The 16,475-nt window shown below is 71.2% G+C and carries 12 protein-coding genes; 8 read left to right on the top strand and 4 right to left on the bottom strand.

Annotated features, from left to right (window positions below):
* Positions 1 to 77: 77 nt before the first annotated feature.
* Positions 78 to 851, bottom strand: coding sequence for an SDR family oxidoreductase (locus tag AB0B50_RS18580; RefSeq protein ID WP_362332493.1), 774 nt, complete (start codon positions 849 to 851; stop codon positions 78 to 80).
* Positions 852 to 870: 19 nt separating this feature from the next.
* Positions 871 to 1,548 carry an MOSC domain-containing protein gene (locus tag AB0B50_RS18575; protein WP_362332490.1) on the bottom strand — a complete coding sequence of 226 codons (678 nt, stop codon included), beginning with the start codon at positions 1,546 to 1,548 and terminating at the stop codon, positions 871 to 873.
* Positions 1,549 to 1,626: 78 nt separating this feature from the next.
* On the opposite strand from AB0B50_RS18575, the gene AB0B50_RS18570 reads away from it, so the two are divergent.
* Positions 1,627 to 2,523 carry a LysR family transcriptional regulator gene (locus tag AB0B50_RS18570; RefSeq protein WP_362332487.1) on the top strand — a complete coding sequence of 299 codons (897 nt, stop codon included), beginning with the start codon at positions 1,627 to 1,629 and terminating at the stop codon, positions 2,521 to 2,523.
* Positions 2,524 to 2,597: 74 nt separating this feature from the next.
* Here AB0B50_RS18570 and AB0B50_RS18565 read toward each other — a convergent pair whose 3' ends face one another.
* Positions 2,598 to 2,930 (bottom strand): WhiB family transcriptional regulator, encoded by a 333-nt coding sequence (locus AB0B50_RS18565; protein WP_362332484.1) that lies wholly within the window; start codon positions 2,928 to 2,930, stop codon positions 2,598 to 2,600.
* Between the two features lie 389 nt (positions 2,931 to 3,319).
* Here AB0B50_RS18565 and AB0B50_RS18560 point away from each other — a divergent pair, with 389 nt between their 5' ends.
* The 4 genes from AB0B50_RS18560 to AB0B50_RS18545 all read left to right on the top strand — a co-directional run bounded on the left by AB0B50_RS18560 (position 3,320) and on the right by AB0B50_RS18545 (position 7,669).
* Complete coding sequence (locus AB0B50_RS18560) at positions 3,320 to 3,931, top strand: response regulator transcription factor (protein ID WP_003948568.1); 612 nt, start codon at positions 3,320 to 3,322, stop codon at positions 3,929 to 3,931.
* Between the two features lie 245 nt (positions 3,932 to 4,176).
* Positions 4,177 to 4,752 (top strand): sigma-70 family RNA polymerase sigma factor, encoded by a 576-nt coding sequence (locus AB0B50_RS18555; protein ID WP_127909693.1) that lies wholly within the window; start codon positions 4,177 to 4,179, stop codon positions 4,750 to 4,752.
* A gap of 171 nt (positions 4,753 to 4,923) precedes the next feature.
* Complete coding sequence (guaB, locus tag AB0B50_RS18550) at positions 4,924 to 6,432, top strand: IMP dehydrogenase (protein ID WP_362332481.1); 1,509 nt, start codon at positions 4,924 to 4,926, stop codon at positions 6,430 to 6,432.
* A gap of 112 nt (positions 6,433 to 6,544) precedes the next feature.
* Positions 6,545 to 7,669, top strand: coding sequence for a GuaB3 family IMP dehydrogenase-related protein (locus tag AB0B50_RS18545; RefSeq protein ID WP_362332478.1), 1,125 nt, complete (start codon positions 6,545 to 6,547; stop codon positions 7,667 to 7,669).
* Between the two features lie 89 nt (positions 7,670 to 7,758).
* Here AB0B50_RS18545 and AB0B50_RS18540 read toward each other — a convergent pair whose 3' ends face one another.
* Positions 7,759 to 9,012 (bottom strand): nucleotide sugar dehydrogenase, encoded by a 1,254-nt coding sequence (locus AB0B50_RS18540; RefSeq protein WP_362332475.1) that lies wholly within the window; start codon positions 9,010 to 9,012, stop codon positions 7,759 to 7,761.
* Positions 9,013 to 9,239: 227 nt separating this feature from the next.
* Here AB0B50_RS18540 and AB0B50_RS18535 point away from each other — a divergent pair, with 227 nt between their 5' ends.
* From AB0B50_RS18535 to AB0B50_RS18525, 3 genes are all read left to right on the top strand, one after another.
* Positions 9,240 to 10,949: a glycerol-3-phosphate dehydrogenase/oxidase gene (locus tag AB0B50_RS18535; protein WP_362332472.1), complete on the top strand. Its 1,710-nt coding sequence runs from the start codon at positions 9,240 to 9,242 to the stop codon at positions 10,947 to 10,949.
* A 397-nt stretch (positions 10,950 to 11,346) separates the two neighbouring features.
* Complete coding sequence (locus AB0B50_RS18530) at positions 11,347 to 13,338, top strand: serine/threonine-protein kinase (protein ID WP_362332470.1); 1,992 nt, start codon at positions 11,347 to 11,349, stop codon at positions 13,336 to 13,338.
* A 219-nt stretch (positions 13,339 to 13,557) separates the two neighbouring features.
* On the top strand, positions 13,558 to 16,443 hold the full coding sequence (locus AB0B50_RS18525) for a protein kinase (RefSeq protein ID WP_362332467.1): 2,886 nt from the start codon (positions 13,558 to 13,560) through the stop codon (positions 16,441 to 16,443).
* Positions 16,444 to 16,475: the final 32 nt, after the last annotated feature.

Below are 16,475 nucleotides of genomic sequence, written 5' to 3'. Positions count from 1 at the left end.
TCCGTCGCCGTGTGAGGGGCGTGGTCCGTCCTCGCGCAGTTCCCCGCGCCCCTGACGGGCGCTCCTTGACGGTGGCTCTACTGCGGGCCGTACTTCCTGCCCGTCCTCGACGTCACGCCGCCCAGCAGGCCCCGCGGGGTCAGCTTCACCACGCCCATCAGGGCCTTGTACCTCGGGTCGGGGATCGACAGGGTCTTGCCTCGGGACAGGTCGGTCAGTGCCGTCGCGACCAGCTTGTCCGCTTCGAGCCACATCCAGCCCGGGATGTTGGACGTGCCCATCCCGGCCCGCTGGTGGAACTCCGTGCGGACGAAGCCGGGGCACAGCGCCATCATCCGCACCCCGGACCCGGCCAGGTCCTTCGCCGCGCCCTGGGTGAACTGCACGACCCAGGCCTTCGACGCGCCGTACGTCCCGCGCGGCACGAACGCCGCCACCGACGCGACGTTCACGACGCCGCCGCGGCCGCGCTCCCGCATCGCCTCCGCCGCGGCCGACGTCAGCCGGAGCACCGCCTCGCAGTGCACCTTGAGCATGGTCAGCTCGTCGCTGAGGGAGACCTCCAGGTAACGGCCCTTGTTGCCGAATCCGGCGTTGTTGATCAGCAGGTCGACCGGGTCCCTGCGGTGCGAGAGACGCTTCTCGACGGACTCGATGCCCTCGTCCGTGGAGAGGTCCGCGGTCAGGACCTCCGCCTCGATGCCGTGCCGGTCGTGCAGTTCGGTCGCCTGCTCGTGCAGCCGCTCGGTGTCGCGCGCGACCAGAACGAGGTTGTGCCCGTCACCGGCGAGGCGCCGCGCGAAGGCGGCGCCGATGCCGGCGGTTGATCCCGTAATCAGAGCCGTAGTCATGGACCAAGGCTAGTGAGATCTAGTGACCGGTGTGTTGCGCGTACTTCGCCAGGTAGGTGTGCGCCCGCTCGGTCGCCTCGGGGTGCAGCGCCTCGCCCGCGTCGAGGAGTCGAGGCAGCAGTTCCTGCTCCGTCGTGACGGCCCGGAAGTAGAGGGAGACGGTGATCCCGTGCTCCGGCCTGTGCACGACCTCGATGGTGTCACCGGCCCGGATCTCACCGGGCTCGATCACCCGCAGATAGGCGCCCGGCGCACCCTGCTGCGTGAACCGCTTCATCCACGCCTTCTCGCCGAGGTGCTCCTGGAACTTGCGGCAGGGGATGCGCGCGCTCGTCACCTCGAGCAGCAGGTCCGGGCCGACCCGCCAGCGCTCGCCGATCTTCGCGCCGCTCACGTCGACGCCGGACGTCGTGAGGTTCTCGCCGAAGACGCCGGGCGTCAGCGGCCGGTCGAGGGTGCGCTCCCACGCGTCGAGGTCCTCGCGTGCGTACGCGTACACGGCCTGGTCGTCGCCGCCGTGGTGCCGCAGGCTGCAGATCGTGTCCCCGGCGAGGCCGCTTCCGCCGACACCCTTGGCACCGGGCGCCGCCACCCGGACCGGTCCTTGTACGGGGCGCTTGTCGATGCCGGTGTTGGTGGGCACGGGGGTGTATTCGAGGGCCTTGGGACGGCCCACATTTACCGAAAGAAGCTCCATGGAGGCAGGTTAGGCGAAGATCTCAAAGCCGCGATGCGATATTTCGCACCATGCCCAAGCGTCGCTTATGCTCGAATCATGATCGAGGCCCGTCATCTCCGTGTCCTGCGCGCCGTGGCAGCCACCGGCTCCTTCTCGGCCGCGGCCCGCGAGCTCGGCTGCACCCAGCCCGCAGTCAGCCAGCAGATGAAGGCCCTCGAAACCTCGACCGGCACACCGCTCCTGATCCGCACCGGCCGTGAGATGCGCCTGACGCAGGCGGGCGAAGCCCTGGTCCGGCACGCCGCGGGCATCCTCGCCGGGCTCACCGCCGCGGAGGAGGAGGTCGCCGCCATCGCGGGCCTGCGCGCCGGCCGGGTGCGGCTGGTCTCTTTCCCCAGCGGCAGTTCGACGCTGGTCCCCGGCGCGCTGGCGGCGCTCCGCGCGGCCCATCCCGGCACACGCGTCTCCCTCGTGGAGGCCGAGCCGCCGCGCTCGGTGGAGATGCTGCGCGAGGGCGACTGCGACGTGGCTCTCGCCTTCCGGTACGACGGCGCGTCCGCCGCGGAGGAGTGGGAGGACCTCGTCGTGCGCCCGCTGCTCGCGGACCGGCTCGTCGGCCTCGTACCCGAGGGGCACCGGCTCGCCGAGGCGGGCGCGGTGACCATCGGGGAGTTCGCCGAGGAGCCCTGGATCGCGGGCTGCCCCCGCTGTCGCAGGCAGCTGGTGGAGGTCTGCGAGAGCGCGGGCTTCGTGCCCCGCATCGACTTCGCGACCGACGACTATCCGGCCGTGATCGGCCTGGTCGGCGCCGGTCTGGGGGTGGCGGTGCTGCCCGAGCTCGCGATCGAGTCGGTGCGCCCCAGGGGTGCCCGCACGGTGACGGTGGAGCCCGCCGTGCAGCGCGAGATCGTCGCGCTCACGCTGCCGGACCTGGCGCAGGTGCCGGCCGTCGCCGCCACACTGGACCACCTCGCGCGGGCCGCGGCCCGCTGACGGAGCCGTGAGGCCCGTCTCGGAATTCCCTTCGCCGCTCCGAGGATTCGCCGCCGTTTCGAAGAAACGTTCCTTCAGTGATGCGAGACGGCGGCTCTGCCCGCCGACGCGGATGCCGTGACGAGGCGGTGGCGCGCGCGTCCCATGAGTTCTTCGCGTTCGTCCTCGGTCAATCCGCCCCATACGCCGTACGGCTCGCGTACCGCGAGTGCGTGAGCGGCGCATTCCGCGCGCACCGGGCACCGCATGCAGACCTCCTTGGCGGAGTTCTCACGTGCGCTGCGCGCCGCTCCCCGCTCGCCCTCCGGGTGGAAGAAGAGCGAGCTGTCGACCCCGCGGCAGGCCGCGAGGAGCTGCCAGTCCCACAGATCTGCGTTCGGTCCGGGAAGGCGGGAGAAATCTGCCATTGCTGGTCCCCTTGATGCCGTTCTGACGCGGATACGGTGCCCATGACCGTACATCTACTGTCTAAGGAGATGAAAATATGACTCATTGCGAATCTAGCCACAGACACCAGCAAAAGGGAAGAAATGCCGCTAAATGGGGCATAGCTTGTGATGAAAGGTTGAGGGTCTCTCGCGCGCTCTGCGCTGTGTCCGCGCCCTCACGTAGAGTGCCGAAGGTGGCCGATCGCCCCGTAACTCTTTCGGGTGACCGTCGTTGAGAGTGCGAGGCGGTTGAAAGAACAAGCGCTCGGGCAGGTGTCCGAGAGCGTCAACCGCACAGGTGACGAATATGTACCAGCCTGGAGGCTCAAGGTGACGCGCAGCAGCTGTGAGAGCCGCGGAGGACAGTCATGACATCGGTCCTCGTCTGCGACGACTCCCCGCTTGCCCGAGAGGCGCTCCGCCGCGCGGTCGCGACCGTGCCCGGCGTCGAGCGTGTGACGACGGCGGCCAACGGCGAGGAAGTCCTCCGCCGCTGGGGCGCCGACCGCTCGGACCTGATTCTGATGGACGTACGCATGCCCGGTCTGGGTGGCGTCGAGACCGTGCGGCGGCTGCTGTCCGCCGACCCCGGTGCGCGCATCATCATGCTCACCGTCGCCGAGGACCTGGACGGGGTCGCGCTCGCGGTGGCCGCCGGTGCCAGGGGCTATCTGCACAAGGACGCCTCGCGTGCGGAACTGCGCGCGACCGTCACGCAGGCCCTCGCCGACCCGACGTGGCGGCTCGCCCCGCGCAGGCTCCGCTCGGCCGAGATGGGCGCCGCGCCCACGCTCACCGCGCGTGAGATCCAGGTCCTCGAAGGCATGAGCCACGGCCGCTCGAACGCGGAGATCGGGCGCGAGCTCTTCCTCTCCGAGGACACCGTGAAGACGCACGCCAGGCGGCTCTTCAAGAAGCTCGGTGCCTCGGACCGGGCGCACGCGGTGGCCCTCGGTTTCCGCTGGGGCCTGGTCCGCTAAGTGTGTCGCCGCGGGGGCACGGCGATCCCCGCCCGCCGAGCGGTGGGCGGGGTGACGGACGCCCGCCGCTGCTTGTTTCGTCGCCGATGCCGCATCCTTGATGTGTGGAGTTCCTCGGGGACGAGTCGATCGAGCGGGAGGGGAGGGCGCAGGAGATGAGTTCCGGCGCACCTGCTCATAACGCTTCAGTGCACAACTACGGACGCGGTGCCACGGATCAGTCGACGCCAAGGCACCATGGACCGATGCGCGATGACAAGACGACGGTGATCGGTGCCCTCGTCCTTCGCGCCGTGGAGGGCGACGAGCAGGCCACGCACGACCTCCTCGCGCACGTCCATCCCCTCGCGCTGCGGTACTGCCGCACCCGGCTGTCCCGACTGCCGGGTGACGCACGGCACTTCGTGGAGGATCTGGCGCAGGAAGTCTGCGTCGCGGTGCTGCTCGCCCTGCCGCGCTACAAGGACACCGGGCGCCCCTTCGAGGCGTTCGTCTTCGCGATCGCCGCGCACAAGGTGGCCGATCTGCAGCGCGCGGCGATGCGGCACCCGGGATCCACGGCCGTGCCCTCGGACGAGATGCCCGAGCGGCCGGACGACTCGCTGGGCCCCGAGGAGCGCGCCCTGCTCAGCAGTGACGCGGAGTGGGCCAAGAAGCTTCTCGCCAACCTTCCGGAGAACCAGCGCGAGCTGCTGCTCCTGCGGATCGCCGTCGGGCTCACGGCGGAGGAGACCGGGCAGATGTTGGGGATGTCACCCGGGGCGGTGCGGGTCGCGCAGCACCGGGCGCTGAGCCGGTTGCGGGCGCTCGCCGAGCAGTAGTTCCGGGGTGGTGCCGGAGTTCCGGGGTGGCGCCAGGAGCCGTTGTTCACCACGTGAGGCGTACGTGTGAACGTACAAAGCTTGCCGATGATCTTGATCGTGGAATGAGACACCCTCGGATCCCGTTAGCATGGACATCCGCACCGATCAAGGCCATTTGGGGAAGGTGTCATGACTGCAAACGTCGACGGAGTGCCCGAGAAATTCGCGACACTCGGGCTGACCTACGACGACGTGCTGCTGCTGCCGGGCGCGTCGGACATGGCGCCCGACCAGATCGACACTTCCTCGCTCGTCTCGAAGAACGTCCGTGTGAACGTCCCGCTGCTGTCCGCGGCGATGGACAAGGTCACCGAGTCCCGCATGGCGATCGCCATGGCGCGGCAGGGCGGCGTCGGTGTGCTGCACCGCAACCTCTCCATCGCCGACCAGGCCAACCAGGTCGACCTGGTCAAGCGCTCCGAGTCCGGCATGGTCACCGACCCGATCACGGTGCACCCGGACGCGACGCTGGCCGAGGCCGACGCGATCTGCGCGAAGTTCCGCATCAGCGGTGTCCCGGTGACCGACGCGGCGGGCAAGCTGCTCGGCATCGTCACCAACCGCGACATGGCCTTCGAGTCGGACCGCACCCGCCAGGTGCGCGAGGTCATGACGCCCATGCCGCTGGTCACCGGCAAGGTCGGCATCTCCGGCGTGGACGCCATGGAGCTGCTGCGCCGCCACAAGATCGAGAAGCTTCCGCTGGTCGACGACGCGGGCGTGCTCAAGGGCCTCATCACGGTCAAGGACTTCGTGAAGGCCGAGAAGTACCCGAACGCCGCCAAGGACGCGGGGGGCCGTCTCCTGGTGGGTGCCGCCGTGGGTGTCGCGGGCGACGCCTTCGAGCGGGCCCAGGCCCTGGTCGCGGCGGGCGTCGACTTCATCGTCGTCGACACCGCGCACGGCCACTCCCGCTTGGTCGGCGACATGGTCGCCAAGATCAAGTCCGACGCCCCCGGCGTGGACGTCATCGGCGGCAACATCGCCACGCGTGACGGCGCCAAGGCGCTCATCGACTCCGGTGTCGACGGCATCAAGGTCGGCGTGGGTCCGGGCTCCATCTGTACGACGCGTGTCGTCGCCGGTATCGGTGTCCCGCAGGTCACCGCCATCTACGAGGCCTCGCTCGCCGCCAAGGAGGCCGGTGTCCCGGTCATCGGCGACGGTGGCCTGCAGTACTCCGGAGACATCGCCAAGGCGCTCGTCGCCGGCGCGGACACGGTCATGTTGGGCTCGCTGCTCGCCGGCTGCGAGGAGTCCCCCGGAGAGCTGCTCTTCATCAACGGCAAGCAGTTCAAGTCGTACCGCGGCATGGGCTCGCTCGGCGCCATGCAGTCGCGCGGCGACCAGCGCTCCTTCTCCAAGGACCGCTACTTCCAGGAGGGCGTCGCCTCCGACGAGAAGCTGGTGCCCGAGGGCATCGAGGGCCAGGTCCCCTACCGCGGCCCGCTCTCGGCGGTCGTCCACCAGCTGGTGGGCGGTCTGCGCCAGTCGATGTTCTACGTGGGCGGGCGCACCGTCCCGGACCTGCAGGCCAACGGCCGCTTCGTACGCATCACGTCCGCGGGCCTCAAGGAGAGCCACCCGCACGACATCCAGATGACGGTCGAGGCACCGAACTACAGTCGTAGTAAGTAGTCTTCCGGCTCCACGCGCGCGTGGAAGGGGCGGCCCCGGATCACCGGGGCCGCCCCTTCCGTGCGTGTCGGGGATACTGGACAGGCAGACCAAGAGGGAAAGGCCCCACAACGTGACTGAGATCGAGATCGGGCGCGGCAAGCGCGGCCGCCGCGCGTACGCCTTCGACGACATCGCCGTCGTACCGAGTCGGCGCACCCGCGACCCGAAGGAGGTCTCGATCGCGTGGCAGATCGACGCCTACCGCTTCGAGCTGCCCTTCCTGGCCGCTCCCATGGACTCGGTGGTCTCCCCGCAGACCGCCATCCGCATCGGTGAGCTGGGCGGCCTCGGCGTCCTCAACCTCGAGGGCCTCTGGACGCGGTACGAGGACCCGCAGCCGCTGCTCGACGAGATCGCCGAGCTGGACGCGGAGACGGCGACCCGGCGCCTCCAGGAGATCTACGCCGCCCCGATCAAGGCCGACCTGATCGGTCAGCGCATCAAGGAGGTGCGCGACTCGGGCGTCGTGACCGCCGCCGCGCTCTCGCCGCAGCGCACCGCCGAGTTCTCCAAGGCCGTCGTGGACGCCGGGGTCGACATCTTCGTGATCCGCGGCACCACCGTCTCCGCGGAGCACGTCTCCGGTGCCGCCGAGCCGCTCAACCTGAAGCAGTTCATCTACGAGCTCGACGTGCCGGTCATCGTGGGCGGCTGCGCCACCTACACCGCCGCCCTGCACCTGATGCGCACGGGCGCCGCGGGTGTCCTGGTCGGCTTCGGCGGCGGCGCCGCGCACACCACGCGCAACGTCCTCGGCATCCAGGTGCCGATGGCCACCGCCGTCGCCGACGTCGCGGCCGCCCGCCGTGACTACATGGACGAGTCCGGCGGTCGTTACGTGCACGTCATCGCCGACGGCGGCGTGGGCTGGTCCGGCGACCTGCCCAAGGCCATCGCGTGCGGCGCCGACTCCGTGATGATGGGCTCCCCGCTGGCCCGTGCCACGGACGCGCCCGGCAAGGGCCACCACTGGGGCATGGAGGCCGTCCACGAGGACGTGCCGCGCGGCAAGAAGGTCGACCTCGGCACGGTCGGCACGACCGAGGAGATCCTCACCGGTCCCTCGCACATCCCGGACGGCTCGATGAACTTCTTCGGAGCGCTGCGCCGCGCGATGGCGACGACGGGCTACAGCGAGCTCAAGGAGTTCCAGCGCGTCGAGGTGACGGTCGCGGACGCCCAGCACAAGCGGTGACGTCGCGCTGAGCAGAGCGTGTGACTGATGTGGGGCCCGGACGCAGAGGCGTCCGGGCCCCACGTGTGTGTACGGGCACGCGTGCGTGCCTACAGGCGGTGGGCCGCGCCTGCGGGCGTCGCCCCCCGGGTGTCGAGGAGCAACTGTGCCTTCACGGCAAGACCTTGCAGGTCGTACGTGCGGTGGTGCTGGAGCAGGATCGTGAGGTCGGCGTCGGCGGCCGCCTCGTAGAGGGAGTCCGCGCGCGGGACGGGGCGGCCGAGGACGCTCCAGTTGGGGACGTAGGGGTCGTGGTAGCTGACGGCCGCGCCCAGCTCCATCAGGCGGGTCGCCACCTCCTGGGCGGGGGCGCCCTGTTGGTCGGCGAGGTCGGGCTTGTAGGTGACGCCGAGGAGGAGGACGCGGGCGCCGCGGGCGGACTTGCCGTGTTCGTTGAGCAGGGTCGCCGAGCGTTGGATGACGTACTGGGGCATGCGGTCGTTGACCTGCTGGGCCAGTTCGACCATGCGCAGGGGGCGGGTGCCGCGCGAGGGGGTCGGGATGTCGAGCGGGACGCCGTGGCCGCCGACGCCGGGTCCCGGGCGGAAGGCCTGGAAGCCGAAGGGCTTGGTCTCGGCGCAGCGGATGACGTCCCACAGGTCGATGCCGAGGTCGTGGCAGAGCACCGCCATTTCGTTGACCAGGGCCATGTTCACATGCCGGTAGTTGGTCTCCAGGAGGTGCACGGTCTCGGCCTCGCGGGGGCCCCGGGCGCGGACGACCTTGTCGGTGAGGCGGCCGTAGAAGGCGGCGGCCGACTCGGTGCAGGCCGGGGTGAGGCCGCCGATGACCTTGGGGGTGCCGGCGTAGCCGTGGGTGCGGTTGCCGGGGTCGAGGCGGCCGGGGGAGTAGGCGAGGTGGAAGTCGCGCCCCGCGCGCAGGCCCGAGCCCGCCTCGAGGATCGGGCGGAGGAATTCCTCGGTGGTCCCCGGGTACGCGGGGGACTCCAGGATCACGGTGGTGTGCGGGCGCAGCCGTGCGGCGAGCGACCGCGCGGCCTCGGCCACCTGGCTCAGATCGAGCGAGCGGTCGGCGGCAGGCGGAGTGGGGGCGCAGATGACGGCGGTGCGGACCCGGCCGAGTTCGACGGGGTTGGTGGTCGGCCGGAAGCCCCCCGAGAGCATCCGGCGGACGTCGGCGGCGGTGAGGGTGCCTTCCGCGCCGTCGCAGGGCAGGCGGCCGCCTGCCAGGTCGGTGGCGCGGACGGGGTCGTAGCCGATGGTGGCGACGCCGTGTGCGACGGCGGCCTGGGCGAGGGGCAGGCCGAGGTGGCCGAGGCCGATGACGGCGAGATCTGCGGGCATGGCGGTGGGCCGTCCTCCCTATAGCCGGAGCGGGACGAGCGCGCAAGCCCTGTGGACAAGGCGGACCAGCGCAATGTCAGACTAGGAGTAAATATGACCGATTTGTGGCATTGCCCTGCGTCGGGCTCCGGAGTGTTGTCCACAGGCTGGGGTCGCGATCAGCGGGCGGCGGCGAAATCTGGGCATGATGTGAGTCCGACCACACCCGATCTCAACGGGAGGCAGCGGTGAGGACAGCGACACTGGGGCCGGCGGAGCGTGCCGAGTCACTTGCGGGAATGGCCGACCGGGAGCTGGACGTCCTGGTCGTGGGCGCGGGAGTGGTCGGCGCGGGTACGGCCCTCGACGCGGTGACCCGCGGCCTGTCCACCGGCCTGGTCGAGGCGAGGGACTGGGCCTCGGGTACGTCGAGCCGGTCGAGCAAGCTGATCCACGGCGGGCTGCGCTATCTGGAGATGCTCGACTTCGCGCTCGTGCGGGAGGCGCTGAAGGAGCGCGGCCTGCTCCTTGAGCGGCTCGCGCCGCACCTGGTGAAGCCGGTGCCGTTCCTCTACCCCTTGCAGCACAAGGGATGGGAGAGGTTGTACGCCGGATCGGGCGTCGCGCTCTACGACGCCATGTCGATGTCCCGCGGACACGGCCGAGGCCTGCCCATGCACCGCCATCTGACGCGCCGCCACGCCCTGCGCGTCGCCCCGTGCCTGAAGAAGGACGCACTGGTCGGCGCCATGCAGTACTACGACGCGCAGATGGACGACGCCCGCTACGTGGCCACACTGGTGCGCACCGCGGCGGCGTACGGCGCGAAGGTCGCCAACCGCGCCCGGGTCACCGGATTCCTGCGCGAGGGCGAGCGCGTCGTCGGCGCCCGGGTGCAGGACGTGGAGGGCGGCGGGGAGTACGAGATCCGGGCCAAGCAGATCGTGAACGCGACGGGTGTGTGGACGGACGACACCCAGGCGATGGTCGGGGAGCGCGGCCAGTTCCACGTCAGGGCCTCCAAGGGCATCCACCTGGTGGTGCCCAAGGACCGGATCAGCTCGTCGACCGGACTGATCCTGCGGACCGAGAAGAGCGTCCTCTTCGTCATCCCGTGGGGGCGGCACTGGATCGTGGGGACGACCGACACGGACTGGGACCTGGACAAGGCGCACCCGGCCGCCTCCAGCGCCGACATCGACTATCTCCTGGAGCATGTGAACTCGGTGCTCTCGGTGCCGCTTTCACGGGACGACGTCCAAGGGGTGTACGCGGGCCTGCGGCCCCTGCTCGCCGGGGAGTCGGACGCCACGAGCAAGCTGTCCCGCGAGCACACGGTCGCGCATCCGGCGCCCGGCCTGGTGGTCGTCGCGGGCGGCAAGTACACGACGTACCGCGTGATGGCCAAGGACGCCGTCGACGAGGCGGTGCACGGCCTGGACCAGCGCGTCGCCGACTGCGTCACCGAGGACATCCCGCTGGTCGGTGCCGAGGGGTACAAGGCGCTGTGGAACGCCCGCGCGAGGATCGCCGCCCGGACGGGTCTTCATGTGGTGCGCGTGGAGCACCTGTTGAACCGGTACGGCTCGCTGGCCGAGGAAGTGCTCGAACTCGTCACCGCGGACCCCACGCTGGGCGAGCCGCTGACAGGGGCCGACGACTATCTGCGGGCCGAGGTCGTCTACGCCGCTTCGCACGAAGGCGCCCGGCACCTCGACGACGTGCTGACGCGGCGGACGCGCATCTCGATCGAGACGTTCGACCGGGGCACGCGCAGTGCCAGGGAGTGCGCCGACCTGATGGCGCCCGTCCTCGGCTGGGACAAGGACCAGATCGAACGGGAGGTGCAGCACTACGAGAAGAGGGTGGAGGCCGAGCGCGAGTCGCAGCGGCAGCCCGACGACCTGACGGCGGACGCGGCGCGGTTGGGAGCGCCGGACATCGTGCCGCTCGCCTAGAGGTGCCAGGGGGTGAGGGCATAACTCGGCGGTCAGGAACGCCGGTTCCGTGTTGTGGTTCGCATGGGGGTGCGCCCAGCGGCCCTTGGGGGTTGTGGGGTGCGTGTGGGGTGCTTCGTGTGCGCCGAGTGCTCTGTCTGCCTTGCGTGCCTTGTGTGTTCTGCGTGCTCTGTGCCCTCTGTGCCGGGCCTGCCGTCAGGCTGATGGGGATCGTCGCGCGGGCGATGGCCGGCAAGGAGCACTGTCTCGACATGGTGGTCCCTCTTTGTCCGCGGTCCATCATGAGGGACGGTGGACCCTGGGCGTCGGCCGGTCCTTGAGTGAGGGACAATGAAGGCTCTGTCAGGGCGGGTTGCTCGGGTAGCAGCGGTAGCAGCGGTAGCAGCAGAGGGGACGCATGTCGGACGCGGAGCAGACGGGTGAGGCCCGTCAGGACAAGAGCGAACGTCTCCTCGCCGGGCGCTACCGGCTGGGGGAAGTGCTCGGCCGCGGTGGCATGGGCACGGTCTGGCGCGCCAAGGACGAGACGCTGGGCCGTACGGTCGCCGTGAAGGAGCTGCGGTTCCCCTCGAGCATCGACGAGGAGGAGAAGCGGCGGCTCATCACGCGGACGCTGCGCGAGGCCAAGGCGATCGCGCGGATCCGCAACACCAGCGCCGTGACGGTCTACGACGTGGTCGACGAGGACGACCGCCCGTGGATCGTGATGGAGCTGGTCGAGGGCAAGTCGCTTGCGGAGGCGATCCGTGAGGACGGGCTGCTCACGCCGAGGCGGGCGGCCGAGGTCGGCCTCGCCGTCCTCGACGTGCTGCGGTCCGCGCACCGCGAGGGCATTCTGCACCGTGACGTGAAGCCGTCGAACGTGCTGATCGCCGAGGACGGCCGGGTCGTCCTGACGGACTTCGGCATCGCGCAGGTCGAGGGCGATCCCTCGATCACGTCCACCGGCATGCTCGTCGGCGCGCCCTCGTACATCTCTCCGGAGCGGGCGCGCGGGCACAAGCCGGGGCCCGCGGCCGACATGTGGTCGCTGGGCGGCCTGCTGTACGCGGCGGTGGAGGGCGTTCCTCCGTACGACAAGGGGTCGGCCATCGCGACCCTCACCGCGGTCATGACCGAGGACGTCGAACAGCCGGTGAACGCCGGACCGTTGGAGAAGGTCATCTACGGCCTCCTCGCCAAGGACCCGGAGCAGCGGCTCGACGACACGGGGGCGCGGGCGCTCCTGATGGATGTGATCCACGCGCCGGAGCCCAAGCCGGAGCCGGAGCCGGTGGAGGCGACCAAGGTGGTTCCGCTGCCGCCCGCGCCTCCGAAGCCGCCGAAGGCGTCGAAGTCGCCCAAGTCGGCGAAGACGACCCGGCTGACGAAGCCTGCCAAGGCCGCGGGTGGGGCCGGTGCCGCGGCGGGTGCCGGGAGTGCGTCCTCCGCCTCCGCCTCGGCCGGGCGCAAGGCCGAGGAGGCCGCCGACCGGCTGAAGGGCGCCCTGCAGTCCGTGCGGAAGGCGGCGGCCTCGGCGACCGCGCGCGGTGCGGGCGCGTCCACCTCCGGCTCGGCGCCCGCAGGTTCGCCGTCCGGGGCGGGGGGCGTGCCGCCGCGGGTGCCGCCCAAGGCGTCGCTCACCGATGTGGTGCCGCGCCGGACGCTGGTGATCGTGTCTGTGGTGGCCGTGCTCGCGGTGCTCGGCACGGTGCTCGCCTTCGCGATCTCGGGCGGGGACGAAGGCGGTTCCGGCAAGGACAGCAAGGGCGGCGACAAGGCCGCGTCCAGCGGGGCGACCGCCGGTGGCGACGGCAAGGGCAAGGACTCCGGCAAGGACGCGGACGAGGGCGCCGACAAGGGTGCCGGTTCCGGGGACGACCAGGGCAAGGACCCGGGCAAGGACGAGAGCGCGGACCCCGACGAGGGCGAGGGCCACGACCCGAGCAAGGGCGACGACGGCAAGAAGCCCGGTGACGGCGCCGCGTCGACGTACAAGCACGACCAGGGCTTCAAGATCGGGCTGCCCAAGGGCTGGAAGTTCCAGTCCACGGGGCGGGCCGGGGCGCGGTTCGGCGGGCCGGGCGGCCAGAAGCTGCTGATCGGTTGGACGTCCACGCCCAAGGACAACCCGGTCAGCGACTGGAAGAACCAGGAGAACTACATGGTCCGGTCGCAGTACGACCGGATCCGGATAGAGAAGGTGGACTTCCGCGGCTGGAACACGGCCGACTGGGAGTTCACCTACGTGGAGGGCGGGACCAAGTACCGCTCGGTCGACCGGGGCTTCGTCGTCAACGGCGGGCTCGGCTACGGAATGATGTACACGGCCAAGGCCGACGACTGGGGGAGCGAGCAGCGGAAGGCCGCGTGGCGGACCTTCACGAAGACGTTCCAGCCGAAGTCCTGAGGCCGGTCGGTTCCGGGTCTTGAGGCTGGTCGGTTCCGGGTCCTGAGGCGGTTCGGTTTCGAGTCCTGAGGTTGTACGGCCCGGAGTTCTGGCCTGAGATCTCGTATCCCTTATTGCGGTTCGCCTACGGCACGTATCGTGAGTGCCTGCGGACGGTACGCAGCCGCAACGAGCCGCAAGACGAACGGAATTGACCACCGGGCGGACGGGGGAGGCGTCGTGGACGACTATGCGGGACGGGTGCTCGCCGACCGCTACCGCTTGCCCATGCCGCCGTCGGACGAGTACGAACTCGCCGAGTCACGGGCCTTCGATACGTACAGCGGGCAGGAAGTCCTGGTCAGACAGGTGCCGTTGCCCGAGATCGTCGAGGCCGAGGTGGTCGACGAGGACGATCTGCACGATCTGCCGGACGGGTTCGTGGCGCGGGCCGGCGGGGCCGGGCTGCGGCGGGCCTCGGCGCGGACGACGCGCAGGACCACCGATCCGGCGGTGCGGCGCGCGATCGAGGCGGCGCAGGCGGCCGCGCAGATACCGGACCATCCCCGGCTCGACCAGGTCTTCGACGTGTTCGCGGAGGGCGGCTCGCTGTGGATAGTCAGCGAGTTGGTGGCGGCGAGGCCGCTGGCGGCGCTGCTCGCGGACCGGCCGCTGAGTCCCTACCGGGCGGCCGAGGTCGCGGCCGACGTCCTCGCGGCGCTGCGGGTGCTGCATGCGCACGGGTGGGTGCATCGGAACATCACCGCGCGGACGGTGTTGATATGCGACGACGGCCGCGTGATGCTGACGGGCCTCGCGGCCGGCGCGGCGGAGGAGGCCCTTTGCGGGCACGACCCCCGGCCGGTGGAGGCGGGGCAGCCCGCGGGCTCGGCGGGGTCGGTGGGGAACGTCGCGGCGTACGAGGGGGCTTCGTACGGGGACACTTCCGGGTACGAGGCTTTCGGGTACGAGGCTGAGGACGTACCCCTTGATCCCGCTCCGGAGCCGGACGGGAACGGGAACGGGAACGGTGCGCGGGCTGCAGGGCGGACGGACGCGGTAGCGGCGTACCGCGCGGGGGCGCGGGCCGCGGCGCGAGCGAACGAGGAGGGCGGCCTGCCGGCACCTCCGGCCGGGTACGCACCGGCGCGCGGGGCGCGGGACGTGCGGGACGACCACGAGGAGCCCGGTGCCCCGGGGCGGATCTCCGACCCCTACGGGGTGGCGGGGACGAAGCCCTGGCACGGCGCGGTCCCGCGCGGTGGCGGCCCGACCGCGCGGAATGCGGGAGCCTCCGGGTCCGGCACCGGCGCCGGAGGACGTTCGGCGCTGCCGGGCGGGGTGACCGGGAGGGACGACAGGGGCAGGGGAGCGCTGCCGACGCGGGGGAGCCGGGACGACTCGGGCAGTGCGGGGCCGGCCTCGCGTGGATCCGGCACCGCCCCTCACGGGAGTCGGGGCGACCTCGGTACCGAAGGATCTGCCTCGCGTGGCGCGGGTGCTGTCGCTCGTGGGGGCTGGGGTGAGCCGGGTGTCGAAGGGCCCGGGTCGCATGGATCCGGCACCGCCCCCCGCGGGAGTTGCGACGACTCGGGCAGTGCGGGGCCCGCCCCCCGCGGGAGTTGGGACGACCCAGGCGTCGAAGGGACCGCTCTGCGTGGGCCCGCCACCGCTCTTGCCGCCGAGCGGGCGCGGCATGCGCGGATGGTGGTCGTGGGGGCCGTTACCGAGCGGTGGGCGCCCGAGCAGGCCGGGACCGTGCATGCGAACTGGCGGCTCGCCGCGCCGATCGGGCCCGCCACGGATCTGTGGGCCCTGGGCGCGCTGCTCTTCCGCGCCGTGCAGGGGCACGCGCCCTACCCGGAGGACAGCACGGCCGAGCTCGTGCAGATGGTGTGTGCCGAGCCGCCCGCCTTCGCCGAGGAGTGCGGGCCGCTGCGGCCCGTGGTCGAGTCCCTGCTGCGTCAGGACCCCACCGACCGGCTCGACTTCGAGGAGCTGAGCGGCTGGCTGCGCTCGCTGGTGCGCTCCGCGCCCGAGCCGGAGGCCGGGGCGAATGTCGTGCCGGTGCCGCCGTACGACGCGGGGCGGCTGCCCATCGTGCGCCGCCGCGGCGAGGTCGTGCGCAAGCGGCGGGGTGCCTCCGCGCCCGCCCCTGCCCCGGCCCCCACCGGAAACGGGCATGGTCGGCACAAGCGCGGCAAGACGCGTGGCGCCAAGGGGAGGGAGCCGCGTGTCACCTCGTCCCTCGCCTCGGCTCCCACCGCCCGGCCCTTGCGTGAACCCGTGCCGTCCCGCGAGCCGCGGCCTCCTCGCGAGCGCGTAGAGCACGGTGAACGCCGCGAACGCGTGCCGCAGGCCCGTGGCGGCGCCCGTCCCCGCTCGCTCGGGCGGCTGTTGCTGCTGGTCATCCTGATCGGGCTCGTCGCGGCCATCACGTACGCGATGGTGTTCATGCCCAAGTCCGACGAGGGCGCGTCGGGCGACCGGGCGGGCAACGCGGGCGAGGCCAGTTCGGCGCCCGGCACGAGCGGCGGGACCGGTGACGGCAAGGGCGACGACAAGGGCGATGGCAAGGGTGACGGCAAGGGCAGTACCCGGCCCAGCCACGGCGAGGAAAAGCCCGACAACAAGCCCAGTTCGCAGGAGCCGCAGAGCAACGGGCCCGAGCTGCCGCAAGGCTTCGCCCTGCGCAAGGACGCCGAGGGCTTCCGCGTCGCCGTGGCCAGCGGTTGGGACCGGCAGCCCAAGAACGGCCGCGGTCAGGTCCTTTACACCCACGGCGACTTCGAACTGCTGGTGGTCCCGGGCCGCGACAGCACGGACAGCTACGGCAGCGATCCCATGAAGTACCAGCGCGAGGACGAACGCGAGTTGCAGCCGTTCCGTGACTCCTCCTGGGCGACGTCCAGCGGCATGCGGCGCATCGACGTCGGTGGGCGGGCCATGGCGGAAGGGCAGTTCACCTGGCAGGACTCCGGGGGCCGGGAGATCTTCGTACGCAATCTCGCGATGGTCGTCGGGGGGAAGTACCACGTGGTGCAGGTGCGTGGGCCCGAGGCGGAGCGGGACGAGGTGGACCGGCTGTACGAGCAGGCTTCGGCGACGTATCAAGTCGTCGGCTGACAGCGCGAGTCGTCGACCGGCAGCTGCGATCC

Origin of the sequence: Streptomyces sp. NPDC041068 (assembly GCF_040647455.1) — a bacterium.
Lineage (GTDB): Bacteria > Actinomycetota > Actinomycetes > Streptomycetales > Streptomycetaceae > Streptomyces.
The sequence above is the reverse complement of the archived record's forward strand: the minus strand, read 5'-3'. Positions and strand labels throughout refer to the sequence as shown.